The sequence below is a fragment of the Pseudarthrobacter sp. L19 genome (assembly GCF_050859435.1).
Classification (GTDB): Bacteria; Actinomycetota; Actinomycetes; order Actinomycetales; family Micrococcaceae; genus Arthrobacter.
The window spans coordinates 576,664-593,598 of record NZ_CP193935.1 but is presented as its reverse complement, the minus strand read 5'-3'; the positions used below and the strand labels follow the sequence as shown (position 1 = coordinate 593,598).

At 67.4% G+C, this 16,935-nt stretch carries 13 protein-coding genes and 3 pseudogenes; 10 read left to right on the top strand and 6 right to left on the bottom strand.

The window, feature by feature from the left end:
* The first annotated feature begins 259 nt into the window (after positions 1–259).
* Positions 260–670: a hypothetical protein gene (locus ACRQ5B_RS02645; RefSeq protein ID WP_432396693.1), complete on the top strand. Its 411-nt coding sequence runs from the start codon at positions 260–262 to the stop codon at positions 668–670.
* Positions 667–2,199 carry a putative bifunctional diguanylate cyclase/phosphodiesterase gene (locus ACRQ5B_RS02640; protein ID WP_432396690.1) on the top strand — a complete coding sequence of 511 codons (1,533 nt, stop codon included), beginning with the start codon at positions 667–669 and terminating at the stop codon, positions 2,197–2,199. Before ACRQ5B_RS02645 ends, ACRQ5B_RS02640 begins: the two co-directional genes overlap by 4 nt.
* A gap of 85 nt (positions 2,200–2,284) precedes the next feature.
* On the opposite strand, the gene ACRQ5B_RS02635 is transcribed toward ACRQ5B_RS02640, so the two are convergent.
* Positions 2,285–2,431, bottom strand: coding sequence for a hypothetical protein (locus tag ACRQ5B_RS02635; RefSeq protein WP_432396687.1), 147 nt, complete (start codon positions 2,429–2,431; stop codon positions 2,285–2,287).
* Between the two features lie 194 nt (positions 2,432–2,625).
* Between ACRQ5B_RS02635 and ACRQ5B_RS02630 the strand changes: the two genes are divergently transcribed.
* Positions 2,626–3,693, top strand: a complete 1,068-nt coding sequence (locus ACRQ5B_RS02630) for a tetratricopeptide repeat protein (RefSeq protein ID WP_432396684.1) — start codon at positions 2,626–2,628, stop codon at positions 3,691–3,693.
* Here the strand turns inward: ACRQ5B_RS02630 and ACRQ5B_RS02625 are convergent.
* Positions 3,690–4,330 (bottom strand): annotated as a pseudogene (locus tag ACRQ5B_RS02625) (hypothetical protein). The gene ACRQ5B_RS02630 and the pseudogene ACRQ5B_RS02625 sit on opposite strands and share 4 nt — an antisense overlap.
* A 57-nt stretch (positions 4,331–4,387) precedes the next feature.
* Between ACRQ5B_RS02625 and ACRQ5B_RS02620 the strand changes: the two are divergent.
* From ACRQ5B_RS02620 to sucD, 5 genes and pseudogenes are all read left to right on the top strand, one after another.
* Positions 4,388–5,272 carry an inositol monophosphatase family protein gene (locus ACRQ5B_RS02620; RefSeq protein ID WP_432396682.1) on the top strand — a complete coding sequence of 295 codons (885 nt, stop codon included), beginning with the start codon at positions 4,388–4,390 and terminating at the stop codon, positions 5,270–5,272.
* Positions 5,273–5,317: 45 nt separating this feature from the next.
* Positions 5,318–7,825, top strand: coding sequence for a DNA helicase PcrA (pcrA, locus tag ACRQ5B_RS02615; RefSeq protein ID WP_432396680.1), 2,508 nt, complete (start codon positions 5,318–5,320; stop codon positions 7,823–7,825).
* 64 nt (positions 7,826–7,889) lie between these two features.
* Positions 7,890–8,597, top strand: a complete 708-nt coding sequence (locus ACRQ5B_RS02610) for a hypothetical protein (protein ID WP_432396677.1) — start codon at positions 7,890–7,892, stop codon at positions 8,595–8,597.
* A 224-nt stretch (positions 8,598–8,821) separates the two neighbouring features.
* A pseudogene (gene sucC, locus ACRQ5B_RS02605) lies at positions 8,822–9,992 on the top strand (ADP-forming succinate--CoA ligase subunit beta).
* A 10-nt stretch (positions 9,993–10,002) separates the two neighbouring features.
* A complete protein-coding gene (gene sucD, locus ACRQ5B_RS02600) occupies positions 10,003–10,905 on the top strand; it encodes a succinate--CoA ligase subunit alpha (protein ID WP_290258672.1) in 903 nt (300 codons plus the stop codon).
* 90 nt (positions 10,906–10,995) lie between these two features.
* On the opposite strand, the gene ACRQ5B_RS02595 is transcribed toward sucD, so the two are convergent.
* The 4 genes from ACRQ5B_RS02595 to ACRQ5B_RS02580 form a co-directional block, all read right to left on the bottom strand.
* Positions 10,996–11,661: a GntR family transcriptional regulator gene (locus tag ACRQ5B_RS02595; protein ID WP_432396674.1), complete on the bottom strand. Its 666-nt coding sequence runs from the start codon at positions 11,659–11,661 to the stop codon at positions 10,996–10,998.
* Positions 11,662–11,774: 113 nt separating this feature from the next.
* Positions 11,775–12,803, bottom strand: coding sequence for a transketolase family protein (locus ACRQ5B_RS02590; protein ID WP_432396671.1), 1,029 nt, complete (start codon positions 12,801–12,803; stop codon positions 11,775–11,777).
* Entirely contained in the window at positions 12,800–13,711 is a 912-nt protein-coding gene (locus tag ACRQ5B_RS02585; RefSeq protein WP_432396668.1) for a transketolase, read from the bottom strand. The genes ACRQ5B_RS02590 and ACRQ5B_RS02585 overlap by 4 nt, the downstream gene beginning before the upstream one ends.
* A 36-nt stretch (positions 13,712–13,747) precedes the next feature.
* The gene (locus ACRQ5B_RS02580; protein WP_432396665.1) at positions 13,748–15,085 is read right to left on the bottom strand and encodes an MFS transporter; all 1,338 of its coding nucleotides are present in this window, start codon (positions 15,083–15,085) and stop codon (positions 13,748–13,750) included.
* A gap of 184 nt (positions 15,086–15,269) precedes the next feature.
* Between ACRQ5B_RS02580 and ACRQ5B_RS02575 the strand changes: the two genes are divergently transcribed.
* Entirely contained in the window at positions 15,270–16,097 is an 828-nt protein-coding gene (locus tag ACRQ5B_RS02575; RefSeq protein WP_432396662.1) for a sugar phosphate isomerase/epimerase family protein, read from the top strand.
* Positions 16,098–16,123: 26 nt separating this feature from the next.
* Positions 16,124–16,898, top strand: a pseudogene (locus ACRQ5B_RS02570) (SDR family NAD(P)-dependent oxidoreductase).
* The last annotated feature ends 37 nt before the right edge of the window (positions 16,899–16,935 follow it).

Genomic DNA, 16,935 nt, shown 5'->3' with positions numbered 1-16,935 from the left:
GGACGACGGGGCGGCCGGGTCGCCCCTGCGACGGGGTGTCGTACATCTCATTCGGTAGCTGACGTGCACTATCATGGGGTCATTCGCCGGAACGCCGGGAGTCTTGTGCCGGGTTCCATTCGGCGCATGCGAAATCAACGACTGAGCAGTGCTGGGGACGAATGTCTGAACCAAGGGTTGTGCCGGTCACGGCAGCGACGGCCTTTGGCGACCCCGCGCCCGCCCGTTCGCGCGCATTCAGTGCGCCGGAGGGACGCCCATGACGGCAGCACCCCCGGCGGCCCCGCCGCTGGATACCTCTCCCGGGACGACGACGTCGGCGATCGCCGTTACGCTCGTCAGTCCGTCGCTCGTTGAACTGGAAATGCCGCGCGACGTCGAGATCGGCGGCCCCGTGGCGCGGCGGGCCGCCGCCGCCGTCCAGGCGATCGCCGGCCGCAACCGCGTCGGCGTCATGCTCAACATCTCCGGTGTCATCGGCGTCAGCCCCGAGGCCCGGCACGTCTACTCCGAGTCGACCGCCGCCCGCGCCGTCGCCATCGTGGGGGAGGGCCCCGTGGACCGGGTGATCGCGCACTACTTGCTGCGCTCCCGCAGCGAGAGCATCCCTGCGCAATTTTTTCTTTCCCGTCCAGCGGCCCTCGAATGGTTAAGGCAGTACACCGAGTGAAAAGTGAACCGGATCCCAGGCTCCATAACCTGGTCGAGGGCATTGTCCGGATCGCCAGCGGCGATCTGAGCACCCGCATTCCCCACTCGGGTGCGCGCGACGATGTCGCCGCCGTCATCGCCGGCATCAACCTGATGGCCGATGACCTGCAGACCATTTACCAGGAGCTGGAGGAGCGGGTCGACAGCCGGACCGCCATGCTCCGCGAGGCGCAGGTGGAACTCGAGCGGATGGCCCTGACGGACCCGCTCACCCAGCTCGCGAACCGCACGGCGTTGAACTCCGTCCTGAGCCACGCCCTGGCCGAGACCTCCCGTGGTGAGGCACCGCCCGCCCTGTTGATCCTTGACCTGGACTCCTTCAAGGGCATCAACGACACGCTGGGCCACAGCGCCGGCGACGACGTCCTGCGGGTCATCGCCCGACGCCTCCAGGAGGCCGTCCGCGTGACCGATACCGTCGCCCGGCTGGGCGGCGACGAGTTCGCCGTCATGCTGCCAAAATCGAACCTGGTCCGTGCCCGCCGCGTAGCGAACCGGATCCTGAAGGCACTGAACGAAAGCCTGGAGATCGGCGACCTGCGGATCACCTGCGGTACCAGCATCGGCGTGCGGGTGGCTGAACCGGGCCAGTCCGTGGACGACCTGGTGATGGAGGCAGACACCGCGATGTACGCGGCCAAGGCCCAGCCGCACAGCGGGATCAAGGTCTTCGAACCCGCACTGCTTTACGCCCGCCGGCTGCAGAGCCTGATGGTGACCGAAATGCGCACTGCCATCCTCGAGGACCAGCTGGTCCTGCACTACCAGCCCGTCGTGGAGCTCGCGACCGGCCGGATGGAGGGCGTCGAAGCGCTCGTGCGGTGGAACCACCCCGAGCGCGGATTGCTGATGCCCGACCAGTTCATCCCGCTGGCCGAAGAGACCGGCATGATCGTGGACCTGGGCCACTGGGTGCTGAAGACCGCGGTGCGGCAGCTGCGGACCTGGCAGGAGGAGCTCCCGCTGGACGAGGACTTCTCCATGCGGGTCAACATCTCCACCACCGAGCTGCAGAATCTGGAGCTGATTGAGCACGTCCAGGACATTCTCCGCGAGACCGGCGTGGATGCCGCCAACCTCATCATCGAGCTGACCGAATCCATGGCGGTGACCGGAGGCGACGTGGACAAGTACTCGCTCAGCGGCCTGCGCCAGCTGGGTGTCCAGCTCGAAATCGACGACTTCGGCACCGGCTACTCGTCCATCAGCTACCTGCGGCGGCTGCCGGTGAACGTCGTCAAGATCGACCGGAGCCTCATCGACGGCCTGGGCACCGACGAGGAGCAGGGCCGGTTTGTCGAGGCCGTGCTCCACCTGATCCACGCCTGCGGGCTTCGAGCCGTGGCGGAGGGGATCGAGACGGTGGAGCAGGCCGAGGAATTGGTGCGGCTGGGCTGCTCCAGCGGGCAGGGCTATTACTTCAGCAGGCCTGCCCCGGCCGAGACCGTTGCAGAGAACATTCTCGCCTGGAGCGCGGCAGCGGAGTAAGCCGCTGATTTCTTTCGGGAGAACAAAACAAAGGGCGGGTGCCGGATCGAAATCCGGCACCCGCCCTCAGCAGCTAACCCCAGTGTTAGTTCTTCGGGGTGGAGTTCGGCCAGTAGTAGACGGCCTCGACAGAGCCCGTGTTCGAGCCATTAGCGGACACGGCGGAAGCCGCGGAGAGGCCCGCTGCAGCCAGGGCGCCGGCGACGAGGAGGGTTGCAAGGGTTTTCTTCATGGAGGGCTCCTGTTACGTAAGTGGCTGAAGTGACTCGTGTAATGCAGCTTCAGTATAGGGGTAGTGGACACGCCGCACAGCAAGAATTCAAGATCTTTTAAAAACTGTGCTAATCGTGCGCAGCTGAGGTCACGAGTCGGCGTAGTTTGCGTGCCGCGTTCCCTTTTTCTTCGAATGCACTCGATACTGGTCTCATGCACTCCGTATCGCCGCTGTATGCCGCCGCCGAGCTCAAGGCGCATGAGCAGCGCAGCCACCACGCTTTTGCCGAGGCGGCCGGGAGCGCGGAACAGGCCGCCGAGATTGCTTTGGGTGCAGGCGATGCGGCTGCGTGGTGGAATATGAGTTTCCTGCGTGCCGAAAACCTATTGGATGCCGAACAGTTCGACGCGTGCGTGGAACTCGGCACAGCACTGCTCCGGGAGGCCGCTTTACCCGTGAGTGAGCGGGACCAAGCCCGGACGCACATCCTGATTGCGAAGGCACGTCAGGGCGCAGGCCTCCTCGACAAGGCGGCCGACTGTGCCCGACGGGCAGCGGACCTCACCCTTGGCGACTCCGATCTGGAAATCAACGTGCAGGCAAGGCAGGCGCTTATCGCCGCGCTAGCCGATGGCGGCCAATTCGACGAAGCCTGGGCGGAGAGTAAAAAGCTTGCCTTGGCTGTTTCTGATGAACTTGATGACCAGTTGGCAGGCAAGGCTTTTTGGGTCGTGGGTAACGTCGCCTTCCTCTGCGGCAGAATTCAGGATGGATTGCACTACCACGAGCTCGCTGCCGCGACCTTTTCCCCGACCAAAAACCTGGACGTCTGGGCCAAATTCAATAAGGCGTCTGCCGCCATGCGTTTAGCGGCAGATGTTGCGGATGCTGACACCCTCAGGTGCATTGAGAGGGCCGAGCTGGCAACGGACATCATTGGGGGCACCCAAAGTGACATTCTCCTTCTCCGACGTAATCGGGCGCATTGGAATTTTCTGGCCGGGGATGCCGCCGGTGCAGCCGAAATTTTGGAGGACATCTGCACAGCTGCCGTTGCTCCGCAACTCCTTGGCGACGCGTGGTTCCTTCTCGGACGCTCGTATTTGTCCATGGGCGACGAGTCGGCTGCACGAGCGGCACTGACCGAGGCCGTCACGCACTTTGAGAACGCCGGGGCCCCTCACCGCGCAGAGCAGACCCGGGAGTTTATCGCGGTCGAACTCGGCCCCTCGTCACTGTGGTCACGGCTGTGGCGCGCGGCCGGCTTCGGCCGGCACTAGTCCCCAGCAGCTCCGCGTGCCGGGGACGACTTCCGGTTCGGGAACACGGCTGCGCCGCCGGCCAGCAGGTTGAGCAGCAACAGCACCCACCCGGCCACCGTGAGCCCCGAAGCCAACGCCACCTGCCCGCCATCGAGGGTGCCGGCCGACATCATGCCGTCGATCGCGGCGTTCCCCCAGAGCCGCACCACGGCAAACAGCAGCGGCAGGGCCCAGAACGCCCAGCGCAGCGGCTTCCTGGCCACGTTGACCCCGATCAATAGCAGCCAGGTGAAGCCGAAGATCAGCGGGAAGAGCGTCCCGGCGGTCTTATGCACATAGTTCAACTGTCCGCGGGCGTCGTTATCCATGGCCGTGCGAAGCTTGTCAACGAACCCCTGGTCAAAGCCGCCGATCAGCGAATCCGGCATTGGCAGCCCGCCGCTGAGCTGGGTCAGCTGGTTCAGTGTCAGGAGGTGCAGATACCAAAACAGGAAGAGGCTCGCCACCACGCCGGCGATCAGGATCAGGTTGCCGTTGCTCTGCGCCTTTTGCGGCGTCCGGGAGATGCTGGGGTTGATCACCGGAGGCAGCTGATGCTGGGGGAGGGCAGCGTTGGCGCCGTGTTTTTGAGCCGCTGGGCGGGTGTTTTGGCCATGGACCCATTATCGCCCCTGCACCCCGCCCCTATGCCCGGCGCCGGTAGGCTGAACGAATGAGCGAAACAGGCAGCAACGACTTCGGCCACAGCGACCTCGGCAGGCACCGGCTCGGCCGGCACAGCGCCGCGGACCTCAGCCCCGACCTCGACGACGCCGAGTTGGCCGCCGCCCTGGTCCGGGAGGCGGGCAACCTGGCCCTGCTGATGCGCCACGCCGGGCTGGAAGGCCACCAGAAGACCTCCGTGTCCGACGTCGTCACCGCCGCCGACCACGCCGCGGAAGCCTACGTCCTCGAACAGCTCCAGCGGTGCCGGCCCGAGGACAGCATCCTCGGCGAGGAGGGGGCCGCCAAGACCGGTACCAGCGGACGGACCTGGGTGATCGACCCAGTGGACGGCACCTACAACTTCCTGCACGGCTCCAGCTACTGGTGTTCCGCCCTCGCGCTCAAGGACGCTACCGGGCCGATCCTCGGCGCCATCTTCCAACCCGAGGCGGACAAGCTCTGGCTCGGCGGCATCGACCACCCCGCCACCCTGAACGGGGAGCGGCTGACCGGCTTCGCCACCGAGGGAGCCGCACCGGCGCGGGACCAGTCGCCCCTCGCTGAGCAGGGCGCAGCCACCTACATCCACCCCACCTGGCTCGCGGACCCAATGTGCGCCATGCCCTGGCACGCGGCCGCCGTCTCCGCGGCGTCGCTGAGGATGTTCGGATCAGGCTCCTGCGACCTGGCCCGCGTGGCCGACGGCGAACTCGACTGCTGGTTCCAGCACAGCTGCCCGGAATGGGACTGGCTGCCCGGCCAGGCGATCGTGCGGGCGGCCGGCGGCAGCACCGACGTCGTCCGCGTCAACGGCCTCGAATGGTTCATCGCCGGGGGAGCGACGGCGGTGCGGGAGCTCCGCGCCGCGCTCCAGCGGGGGTCCGTGCAGTAGCCCCGAACCTCACCGTCGGTGGCACCACCTAGACTTGTTAACACCATGGATATGTTGTTTGACCCCTACGCCGACGGACCCTTCCAAGCAGCTGCGACCCCGGGCGCGCCCGCGAAAGCGGCGGCTCACGCGGGCGCCGGCACCGGGATGCCCGCCCTGGCGAACGGCCACGGGGGCGACGGCGGGCATGGCCATGTCGACGGCGAGCGGCACCGGCTACCCAGTGCCGAGGACCTCCTCCAGGGCCTGAACCCGCAGCAGGAAGAGGCAGTCAAGCACGCCGGCGGCGCCCTGCTGATCGTGGCCGGCGCGGGGTCCGGGAAGACCCGGGTGCTCAGCCACCGCATCGCCTACCTGATCGCCACGCGGCGGGCGCACCACGGCGAGATCCTGGCCATCACCTTCACCAACAAGGCCGCAGCCGAGATGCGCGAGCGGATCGAAGCGCTGGTCGGCGGCCGGGCCAAGACCATGTGGATTTCCACGTTCCACTCCTCCTGTGTCCGCATCCTGCGCCGCGAGGCCGCCAATGTTGGCCTGAATTCCAATTTCTCCATCTACGACTCGGCCGACTCGCTCCGCCTCATCACCCTGGTGGCCAAGAACCTGGACCTGGACCCCAAGAAGTTTGCGCCCAAGGCCATCCAGCACAAGATCTCCGCGCTCAAGAACGAACTGATCGACGCGGACAGCTACTCCTCCAGCGCCAACCACAACGACCCGTTCGAACAGGCCGTCGCAGAGGTCTTCAAGGGCTACACCCAGCGCCTGCGCCAGGCCAACGCCATGGACTTCGACGACCTGATCGCCGAGACCGTGTACATGTTCCGGGCCTTCCCGGCGCTCGCGGATTCCTACCGGCGCCGCTTCCGGCACGTGCTGGTGGACGAGTACCAGGACACCAACCACGCCCAGTACGCCCTGGTCCGCGAGATCGTCGGCGAGGGCGAGGCAGCGGCGGAACTGACAGTGGTGGGCGACTCGGACCAGTCCATCTACGCCTTCCGCGGCGCGGACATCCGCAACATCGTGGAGTTCGAAAAGGACTACCCGGACGCGCGCACCATCAAGCTGGAGCAGAACTACCGCTCCACCCAGACCATCCTCAGCGCCGCCAACGCGGTCATCTCCCGCAACCCCAACCGGCCGGAGAAGCGCCTCTGGACGGCCGAGGGCGACGGCGAGAAAATAGTCGGCTACGTCGGCGAGAACGAGCACGACGAGGCCCAGTTCATCGCCAAGGAAATCGACCGGCTGCAGGACGAGGGCAACCTCCGCCCCGGCGACGTCGCGATCTTCTACCGCACCAACGCCCAGTCCCGGTCCATCGAGGACGTTCTGGTCCGCGTCGGCCTGCCCTACAAGGTGGTTGGCGGCACCCGCTTCTACGAGCGCAAGGAAATCAAGGACGCCCTGGCCTACCTGCGCGTCCTGGTCAACCCCGACGACGACGTCAACCTGCGCCGCATCCTCAACGAGCCCAAGCGCGGCATCGGCGACCGGGCCGAGGGTGCCCTGGCCTCGCTGGCCCAGCGCGACCGCACCTCTTTCATGGCCGCCGCCCGCCGGGCCGACGAGGCGCCCGGCATGGCTACCCGCTCCGTGAACGCGGTCCTCGGTTTCGTCAAGATGCTCGATGACCTGGCGGAGGTGGCGGCCGGCTCCGGTGCGGCCGCGGCGCTCGAGGCGGTCCTGGAACAGACCGGTTACCTCGCCACCCTGCGCTCCAGCACGGACCCGCAGGACGAGTCCCGCGTCGAAAACCTCGCCGAACTGGTCGCCGTCGTCCGTGAATACGAGCGCGACAACCCCGAGGGTTCGCTCGGCGCCTTCCTGGAGCAGGTCTCCCTCGTAGCGGACGCGGACCAGATCCCGGACGCTCCCGGCGCTGATATCGATGCCGCCGTGGCCGAGGCCAAGCGGCTCGGCGTGGTCACCCTGATGACCCTGCACACCGCCAAGGGCCTGGAATTCCCGGTGGTGTTCCTCACCGGCATGGAGCACGGGCTCTTCCCGCACCAGCGTTCGGCCACCGACCCCAAGGAACTGGCGGAGGAACGCCGGCTCGCCTACGTGGGCCTGACCCGGGCCCGGAAGCGGCTCTACCTCACCCGCTCCGAGGTCCGGAACATGTGGGGGCAGAGCCAGTACAACCCCGCCAGCCAGTTCATCGAGGAGATCCCGGCCGAGCTGGTCGAGTGGAAGCGCGAGGGCACCAGCCGCCAGGCGGCCAGCTGGGGCGGCGGGTCCATCGGCTCCAGCCGCTACAGCGGATCCTTCTGGGGCGCGGGCACGGCCCGCGGCACCGGGGCCGACGCCGCTGCCGGTTTCAACGCCGATGTCCCGGCGGCGATCGCCCGGAACCGGGTCCAGCCGCAGAAGGAGATCGTGGCCGTCAGCGTCGGGGACAGGGTCAACCACACCAGCTTCGGGGACGGCACCGTACTGGCCGTCGAGGGCGCCGGGGACAAGACCGTCGCGAAGGTGACCTTCGCGGTCGGCGAGAAGCGCCTCCTGCTCCGCTACGCACCGCTGACCAAAATCACGGCCTGACCGGCGCCACGGCCTGACCGGGCGGCGGTTGCCCGTGCCGGTACCGGCCACCCCGGTTGGCATAATGAAGCCCATGCGTCGAACCAAGCAGGCCGCCCTCGCCGCGCTGGTGCTGCTCGCGGCCAGCGGCTGCAGTGTCACCCGGCAGGACCCGGACTACGTCCCGCCGGCGTCGCTGCCCGTCCTCGAGCAGCTCCGCCAGGCGCCGTTGACGGACCCGGCCACCCTCGGGGCAGGCACAGACGCCGTCAGCTTCGTGACCGCGGACCACACGGTGGCCTGCAGCCTCACCTCGGCCCGGGGCACCAGCATCAACCTTCCCTACGAACCCAACAGCTACACCGCGCCGGCCAACGCCAAGCTGGCCATCGTCCCCGTCGCGCAATGCGAACTCTCCGCCTACCCCCGCCCGGCCGCCCAGGACATCGCGGATGACTGCGCCGGCACCGGGCTGGGCTACCTTGGCGGCACGGCGCTGCTCACCCCGGACAAGGCCGTCTACGGTGAATGCCGCTCCGGCGTCACAGCCCTGGAGGCGGAATACGGGCCCACGGGGAGCGCCACCGGGCCGATCTCCCAGCTGGCGGTCCTGCCGGAGGGCGGCAACGTGGAGCGGAACGGCCTGCGCTGCTCCGCCTACGACGGTGGCGTGGCCTGCGGAAACGTCTCGGCGCAGGTCGCTTTCTTCGTCTCCCGCGACCGTTACGAGCTCATTAAGGGACCCGGCGCCACGCCCTCCGCGGCGGCTCCGAAGGCCTCAAAATCCCCGTAATGTAGGGGTTTCTCTACGCTCAATAGAATAGTGTCGTTACTCACATAACCTGTACTGTGGGTCGGGCTGCCCGCTCCAAAGGACTAGAGTTCCACAAGGAGCATTGCGTCGTGCGGCTCGTCTCCGGACCTGTCGCAGGGTGCCTTTAATCCGCAGCCCGGTCACCGCGAATCAGCGGCGAGCGGCTGTACAGAAACTACTTCGACGTAGAAGGACACTAAACCGTGGACCTGTTTGAATATCAGGCGCGCGATATGTTCGAGGCGCACGGTGTACCCGTGCTTGCTGGCATCGTGGCGCACACCCCTGAAGAAGCAAAGGCAGCTGCCGAGAAGATCGGCGGCGTAACTGTCGTCAAGGCACAGGTTAAGGTCGGTGGCCGCGGAAAGGCCGGCGGCGTTAAGGTCGCCAAGACCGCCGACGAGGCTCTGGAACACGCCACCAACATCCTCGGCATGGACATCAAGGGCCACACCGTCAACACGGTGATGATCGCCCAGGGTGCCGACATCGCCGAGGAATTCTACTTCTCCGTCCTGCTGGACCGCGCCAACCGCAACTACCTGGCCATGTGCTCGGTTGAGGGCGGCATGGAAATCGAGCAGCTCGCCGTCGAACGCCCGGAAGCGCTGGCCAAGGTTGCCATCGACCCGGCCGTCGGCATCGACCAGGCCAAGGCCGACGAAATCGTCAACGCCGCCGGCTTCGCCGAGGAACTGCGCGGCAAGGTCGCCGCCGTGATCCTCAAGCTTTGGGACGTCTTCAAGAAGGAAGACGCCACCCTGGTCGAGGTCAACCCGCTGGTCAAGACCGGCGCCGGCGACATCGTCGCCCTGGACGGCAAGGTCTCCCTGGACGAGAACGCCGACTTCCGCCACCCGAAGCACTCCGCCCTGGAGGACAAGGACGCAGCGGACCCGCTGGAGGCCAAGGCCAAGGCGCAGGACCTGAACTACGTCAAGCTCGACGGCGAGGTGGGCATCATCGGTAACGGTGCCGGCCTGGTCATGTCCACGCTCGACGTCGTCGCCTACGCCGGCGAGAAGCACGGCAACGTCAAGCCCGCCAACTTCCTGGACATCGGCGGTGGAGCCTCCGCGGAGGTCATGGCCGCCGGCCTGGACGTCATCCTCGGTGACGAGCAGGTCAAGGCCGTGTTCGTGAACGTCTTCGGCGGCATCACCGCCTGCGACGCCGTCGCCAAGGGCATCGTCGGCGCTCTCGCCGAACTGGGCTCCTCCGCGAACAAGCCGCTGGTCGTCCGCCTCGACGGCAACAACGTCGAGGAAGGCCGCCGCATCCTGGCCGAGGCCAACCACCCGCTGGATCACCCTGGCCGCCACCATGGACGAGGGCGCCGACAAGGCCGCCGAGCTCGCCAACGCAGCGAAGTAAGGGACGCGACATGTCTATCTACCTCAACAAGGACTCCAAGGTCATCGTCCAGGGCATCACCGGCGGCGAAGGCACCAAGCACACCGCCCTGATGCTCAAGGCCGGCACCAACGTCGTCGGCGGCGTCAACGCCCGCAAGGCCGGCACCACCGTCGTCCACGGCGACAAGGAAATCAACGTCTACGGCACCGTCAAGGAAGCCATGGCGGAGACCGGCGCCGACGTCTCCATCGTCTTCGTGCCGCCGGCCTTCACCAAGGACGCCGTCGTCGAAGCCATCGAGGCCGGCATCGGCCTGGTCGTCGTCATCACCGAGGGCGTTCCGGTTCAGGACTCCGCCGAATTCTGGGCCCTGGCCCAGTCCAAGGTGGACGCCAACGGCAAGCAGGTCACCCGCATCATCGGGCCGAACTGCCCCGGCATCATCACCCCGGGTGAGGCCCTGGTCGGCATCACCCCGGCCAACATCACCGGCAAGGGCCCGATCGGTCTGGTCTCCAAGTCCGGCACCCTGACCTACCAGATGATGTACGAACTGCGCGACCTGGGCTTCTCCACCGCCATCGGCATCGGCGGCGACCCGGTCATCGGCACCACCCACATCGACGCCCTCGAGGCCTTCGAGGCCGACCCCGAGACCAAGGCGATCGTCATGATCGGCGAAATCGGCGGCGACGCCGAGGAGCGTGCGGCCGACTACATCAAGGCCCACGTCACCAAGCCGGTCGTCGGCTACGTGGCCGGCTTCACCGCCCCCGAGGGCAAGACCATGGGCCACGCAGGCGCCATCGTCTCCGGCTCCGCGGGCACCGCACAGGCCAAGAAGGAAGCCCTCGAGGCTGCCGGCGTGAAGGTCGGCAAGACGCCGTCCGAGACCGCCAAGCTGCTGCGCGAAGTGTTCGCCGCACTCTAGGCCACAGCACCACAACGCGGGGCCACCCCGCCCGTCCGGTCCGCCGGGCGGGGCGGGGTGGCCCCGCGTTTGTGGTTTAAGCGGCGGGTCCTAGCCGACCAGGTTGTCCGCCGCCTGGTCCATGTGCTCACGGATGGTCTTCCGGGCCAGGGACGCGTCACCGGTCTCGATGGCGGCGACGATGTCGTGGTGCCGGTCCACGCTCATGTTCCGCACGCCCTTGTCCAGGCCGGCGAACATGATGGACATCCGGATGGATCCCTCCAGGGATTCCCAGGTGTGCAGCAGGGTTTCGTTGCCGGTGAGCCGGCAGAGGGTGCGGTGGAAGTCTAGGTCCCGCTCCACCCTGGCCTGCAGCCCCTCCGCCTCGGCGGTGCGCATGGCGTCGACCGCGGTCCGCAGCGCCGCGATCACGTGCTCCCGGTCGTCGAGTTCGCAGAGGCTGCGGGCGGCCAAACTTTCCAGCGCCGCGCGGACGGCGTAGATGTCCCGGATTTCCTTCTCGTCCAGGTGGCGAACGGACAGCCGGCCCCGCGGGCCGGCCGAGAGCAGGCCCTCCTGCTCCAGCTGCCGTAGCGCCTCGCGCAGCGTTCCGCGGCTGATGTGCAGCATCTCGGACAGCTCGGTTTCGACCAAATGCCGGCCCGGCTCCAGGTCGCCGCTGGTGATGGCGGTCCGCAGGGAGGACACGGCCTGTTCCCGCAGGCTCTTCTTCTCCAGCCCGAGGAGGGGGAGGGAGGTGGATGCTCCGGTCATGGGTGGTCCTCTGTGTTAATGGTCGACTGTCTACAGTTGCCTGTGCTCCGATACTACGACAAGGGGCACGGATCGGGATCTCCCGACTCCGTGCCCCTTGCCTCCGCCGGGTATCAGCCGAGTTCGGCCAGCACCTTGGCGACGATCCGGTCCACCGCGAGGCCATAGCGCTCGTGCAGGGTGGGCAGCGCTCCGGCGTCGAGGAACTGGTCCGGAAGGGCCACCGGAACTACCCGCTTGCCGAGCCCCGCGGTGACGACGGCAGACGCAACAGTTTCGAACAACCCGCCCACCACCGAGTGGTTCTCCAGGGTCACTGCGAGGCGGTCGGTGTTGATTTCCTTGAGGACTGTGGCGGCGTCGAACGGTTTGATCGTCGGGGTGTGGACGACGGCGACGTCCACGTTGTGCTCGGCCAGCGCCTTCGCCGCCTGCAGCGCCCGCATGGTCATCAGCCCGGAGGAGATGAACACGACGTCGTTGCCGCCGCGCAGCACCTTGGCCTTGCCCAGCTCGAAGGTGTAGCCATACTCGTCCAGCACCGTGGGCACGTTGCCGCGCAGCAGCCGCAGGTAGGTGGGCCCGTCCGAGGCGGCCAGCTGCGGGACGGCCTGCTCGATGTCCACCGAGTCGCAGGGGTCCACGATCGTCAGGTTCGGCATGCCGCGGAAGATTGCCATGTCCTCGGTGGCCTGGTGGCTGGGGCCGTAGCCGGTGGTCAGGCCCGGCAGGCCGCCGACGATGTTGACGTTCAGGTTCGGTTCGGCCGCGTCGAGGCACAGAAAATCGTAGGCGCGGCGGGCGGCAAACACCGAATACGTCGAGGCGAACGGGACCAGCCCGGTCTCGGCCAGGCCGGCCGCGGCGCCGAAGAGAAGCTGCTCGGCCATGCCCAGCTGGAAGAACCGTTCCGGGAACGCTTGGGCGAAGATGTGCATGTCCGTGTATTTGCCCAGATCCGCGGTGAGGCCCACGATCTTGTCGTTCTCCTGCGCGGCCTTGACCAGGGCGTGCCCGAACGGGGCGCTGGCGGTCTTCTGCCCCGGGTCGGCGAAGGAGGCGATCATGGCCGAGGTCTTCAGCTTGGGTTTGGCGGCCGTGCCGGCTGCGGATGCCGGGGCGGTCGGGGTGGTGGTGCTCATGCTGACGCCTTTCCTTCGTATCCGGCGGTGAGCTGCTCGCGGCAGATCTGCCATTCGTGTTCCTCGATGCGCATGAAGTGCGCCTTTTCGCGGTTCTCCAACAGCGGGACGCCGCGGCCCACCTTGGTATCGCACAGGATGACGGAGGGGCGTCCGACGGCGGCGGCCTGGGCGGCGGCGTTGTCGAATGCCGCCAGCAGCGCGCCGACGTCGTTCCCGTCCACCCGCTGGGTGTACCAGCCGAAGGCCTCCCACTTCTCGGTGACCGGTTCGGTGCGGAGTACGGTGTCGGTCTTGCCGTCGGCCTGCAGGGCGTTGATGTCGACCATGGCCGTTAGGTTGCCCAGCTGGTGGTGGTGCGCGCCCATGGCGGCCTCCCAGGTGGAGCCCTCATCCAGCTCGCCGTCGGAGAGGAAGTTGAAGATCCGGGACGTGGATCCCTGGTAGCGCAGGCCCAGGGCCATGCCGACGGCGATGGTCAGGCCGTGGCCCAGGGAGCCCCCCGAGATTTCCATCCCCGGGGTGTAGGTGGACATCCCGGACATCGGCAGCCGCGAGTCGTCCGAGCCATAGGTCTCCAGTTCCTCAACCGGGACGACGCCGGCCTCGGCCAGGGCCGCGTAGTGACCGATCGCGTAGTGGCCGGTGGAGAGCAGGAAGCGGTCGCGGGCCTCCCAGTGCGGGTCCTCCGGCCGGAACCGGAGCTGGTCGCGGTAGACGGTGGCGAGCATGTCGGCGGCACCGAGGGCCTGGCCGACATAGCCCTGGCCCTGGACCTCGCCCATCATGAGGGCGTGGTGCCGGATCCGGTAGGCGGCGGCGGCGATCTTCCCCACGCGCTCGGCGCTCACCGTGGTGTGCTGTGTTTGTCGCTGAGGGGCGGCGTCTTGGAGGGTTTCTGTAGGCATTGCTGACTCCGTGGTGGTGTGGTCCGTGCCGGTCATTCAGGCGTTGACGGTGCTGGGGGTGCTTTTGGTGGCCTCGTCGGCCAGGTCGCGTTCCCGCTTGCCCCACGTTTCGCGGGTGGCGATCGCGGCCCAGAGCCCGATCAGGGCGTAGGCACCGAAGAGCAGCGCGGGACCCATCCAGCCGAAGCTGACGAACAGCAGGGTGGTGATGAACGGGGTGAAGCCGGAGACCATGGCGGAGATCTGGTAGGCCAGGCTGGCACCGGAGGCGCGGGTCTTGGCCTGGAAGAGCTCCGGGAACCAGGCGCCCTGGGCGCCGGCCAGCGAGTTCTGGCACACCGCGTAGGCGATGACGATGGTGAGGATGATGGCGATGAACAGGCCGGTGTTGACCAGCAGGAACATCGGGATCGCGAACAGGGCCGCGAAGGCGGTGGACCAGACGTAGAGCGGGCGGCGGCCGATCCGGTCGGTCAGTGCCGCCCAGGCCTGGGTGGCGAAGATGCCGATGGCCGAGGCGATGCAGAGCGCGATCAGGGTCTGGCTCTTATCCGCCAGGTGCTGGCTGTTGATGTAGGAAATCATGTACGTGATGGACACGGCGTAGCCAGCGGTCTCGGCAATGCGGAGGCCGATGCCCTTGACGATATTGCGCCAGTCCGTCCGGATGACCTCCACGATGGGGGCCTTCACGATGGCCCCGCTGTCCTTGACCTCGTCGAAGACCGGGGACTCGGGAACCTTGGACCGGATGACCAGGCCCACGGCAACCAGCAGGATGCTGGCCAGGAACGGAATGCGCCAGGCAAGCTCGCCGCCGAGTTGGACGCTGAAGAGGAACGTCAGGTTGGCCAGCAGCAGGCCGACAGGGAAGCCGGCCTGGACGATGCCGGTGTACTTGCCCTTGGCCTTCCACGGCGCATGCTCGTAGCTCATCAGGATGGCCCCGCCCCACTCGGCGCCGAAGGCCAGACCCTGGACGATACGGACGAACACCAACAGCGCGGGAGCCATCAGCCCCACCGCTGCGTAGGTGGGCAGCAGGCCGATGGCGAAGGTGGCGAGGCCCATCAGGATGAGGGAGGCCACCAGGACGGGTTTGCGGCCGACCTTGTCACCGAGGTGGCCGCCGATGATGCCGCCGAGCGGGCGGGCGGCGAAACCGACGCCCAGGGTGGCGAAGGAGGCGAGGGTGCCGGTCACCGGATCGGTGCCGGGGAAGAAGGCAGTGCCGAAGTAGAGCGCCGCAGCGGTACCGAAACCGATGAAGTCGTACGTCTCAATCACGGCCCCCACGCCGGATCCGATGGCCACCCGCCGGGCGTCCTTGGTGCCGTGGACCGGGCCTCGCATGCTCAGAGCATCTTTGCTCATGGTGGTTCCCTTTCGAAAAGCGGCTGGAGGAGGTCCGCCGCTGTCGACTGTTAACAAATGATATGGCAAGTGTGACCTGCATCATGATCTCTGTCAACAGTCAACTTTGATGGTTGACTGTTGACAGTAAACACAGCTAGTGTGGTGCCCGTCACTACGACAGCCGCACATCAAAGGACCAGCGATGTTCCACACAAGACTCGGATGCTCATCGATCAGCTTCCGGCACCTGAAGCTCGGGCCGGCCCTGGCCACCATGGGGGACCTGGGCTTCGAGGAGATTGACCTGGGCGCGCTGCCCGGCGTTTGCGACCATGTGCCCTACGAGCTGGACCCGTCCGCCGTAGCGGCGGTCGCGGCCACGGTCAACGGCTCCGGACTCCGGACCCGCTCGGTCAACGGGGACATCGGTGACCTGAATGCCCTACTCGACGCGGCAGGAGAGCAGCGGCGCCGCCGGCACCTGGACGCCCTGCTCACGCTCACCGCAGCCGTCGGAGCCACGGCCCTGGTCCTCCCGTGCGGCGCCCTGGGCCACGCGCCCATCGGCGGCAGCCTGGACCAGGACCTGGACCTCGTGGCTGCCCGGCTCGCCGACGCCGCCGAACGGGCCGCCGGGTTCGGCGTCGAAGTCTGGACCGAATCCCTGCACTTCCTCCGGCTCTGCTGGAACCTGGACCGGGCGGGCCGGCTGGCTGACCGGCTGGCGGACTCCGGCGTCGGGATCGTCATGGACTTCAGCCATATCGTCGCCGCTGGCGAGGACCTCCAGGCCTACCTGGACCGTCACCGGGGCCGGATCAGCCACGTCCACCTGCGCGACGCCGTGCCGGGCAACATCAACCTCAGCATCGGCAACGGCGACGCCGACTTCGCCGGCGGACTTCGGCGGCTCGCGGCCGACGGCTATGCCGGCCACTTTTCCCTCGAGCTGGAAACCCGGGACGTCACCAACGACGAACGCCCAGCGGCCACCGCTAAAGCGGCCAGCTTCATCACCGACCTCATCTGACCTGCACACACCCAAGGAGCACCACCATGACCACCATCCAGCGCACCGCCGTCCTCACCGGAGCCACCTCCGACCGGGGCATCGGCATCACCACCGCCCGCCGCTACGCCCGGGAGGGCTGGGCGGTGGTGATCCTCGACCTCGACGGTGAGAAGTCGGCCAAGGTCGCCGCCGAGATCGGCAACGACTTCAATGTCCCCGCCTTCGGCCACGAGATCGACGTCGCCAACGAAGCCTCCGTGACCGCCGCACAAGCCGCCGTCGCCGCCGAGGTGGCCGCCGGTAACTCTCCCGCCAGTCGGCGCCCTGGCCAACATCGCCGGAATCACCTCTCCGGTTCCGTTCCTGGAGACCACCCTGGAGCTTTGGCACAAGATCATGGACGTCAACGCCACCGGCACCTACCTGGTCACGAAGGCGTTCCTGCCGGACATGATCGCCAACGGCTGGGGCCGGATCGTGAACATGTCTTCCGTCTCCGCCCAGCGCGGCGGCGGCGTCTTTGGGAAGGTGCCCTACTCCGCGGCCAAGGCGGCCATCCTCGGCTTCACCAAGGCCCTGGCCCGCGAGCTCGGCACCACCGGGGTCACCATCAACGCCATCACCCCCGGCGCCGTCGACACCAACATCCGGGTGGGCAGCACCGCGGAACAGGAAGCGGCCATCAACGCCGGGATCCCGCTGGGCCGCAACGCCAGCACCGAGGAAGTCGCCTCCGTCATCACCTTCCTCTCCTCCGAGGACTCCGCCTACCTCACCGGCACGACCATCGACATCAACGGCGGCAGCCACTTGCACTAGCAGCCCGCCACCCAGCCCACCCGACCACCCGGACGCC

What these genes read in the sequence shown, in the direction of transcription:
- ACRQ5B_RS02580 (WP_432396665.1), bottom strand. Translation starts at nt 15,085, where the DNA reads ATGAGCAAAGATGCTCTGAGCATGCGAGGCCCGGTCCACGGCACCAAG.
- ACRQ5B_RS02595 (WP_432396674.1), bottom strand. Translation starts at nt 11,661, where the DNA reads ATGACCGGAGCATCCACCTCCCTCCCCCTCCTCGGGCTGGAGAAGAAG.
- pcrA (WP_432396680.1), top strand. Translation starts at nt 5,318, where the DNA reads ATGGATATGTTGTTTGACCCCTACGCCGACGGACCCTTCCAAGCAGCT.
- ACRQ5B_RS02575 (WP_432396662.1), top strand. Translation starts at nt 15,270, where the DNA reads ATGTTCCACACAAGACTCGGATGCTCATCGATCAGCTTCCGGCACCTG.
- ACRQ5B_RS02645 (WP_432396693.1), top strand. Translation starts at nt 260, where the DNA reads ATGACGGCAGCACCCCCGGCGGCCCCGCCGCTGGATACCTCTCCCGGG.
- ACRQ5B_RS02610 (WP_432396677.1), top strand. Translation starts at nt 7,890, where the DNA reads ATGAAGCCCATGCGTCGAACCAAGCAGGCCGCCCTCGCCGCGCTGGTG.
- ACRQ5B_RS02630 (WP_432396684.1), top strand. Translation starts at nt 2,626, where the DNA reads ATGCACTCCGTATCGCCGCTGTATGCCGCCGCCGAGCTCAAGGCGCAT.
- sucD (WP_290258672.1), top strand. Translation starts at nt 10,003, where the DNA reads ATGTCTATCTACCTCAACAAGGACTCCAAGGTCATCGTCCAGGGCATC.
- ACRQ5B_RS02590 (WP_432396671.1), bottom strand. Translation starts at nt 12,803, where the DNA reads ATGAGCACCACCACCCCGACCGCCCCGGCATCCGCAGCCGGCACGGCC.
- ACRQ5B_RS02585 (WP_432396668.1), bottom strand. Translation starts at nt 13,711, where the DNA reads ATGCCTACAGAAACCCTCCAAGACGCCGCCCCTCAGCGACAAACACAG.
- ACRQ5B_RS02620 (WP_432396682.1), top strand. Translation starts at nt 4,388, where the DNA reads ATGAGCGAAACAGGCAGCAACGACTTCGGCCACAGCGACCTCGGCAGG.
- ACRQ5B_RS02635 (WP_432396687.1), bottom strand. Translation starts at nt 2,431, where the DNA reads ATGAAGAAAACCCTTGCAACCCTCCTCGTCGCCGGCGCCCTGGCTGCA.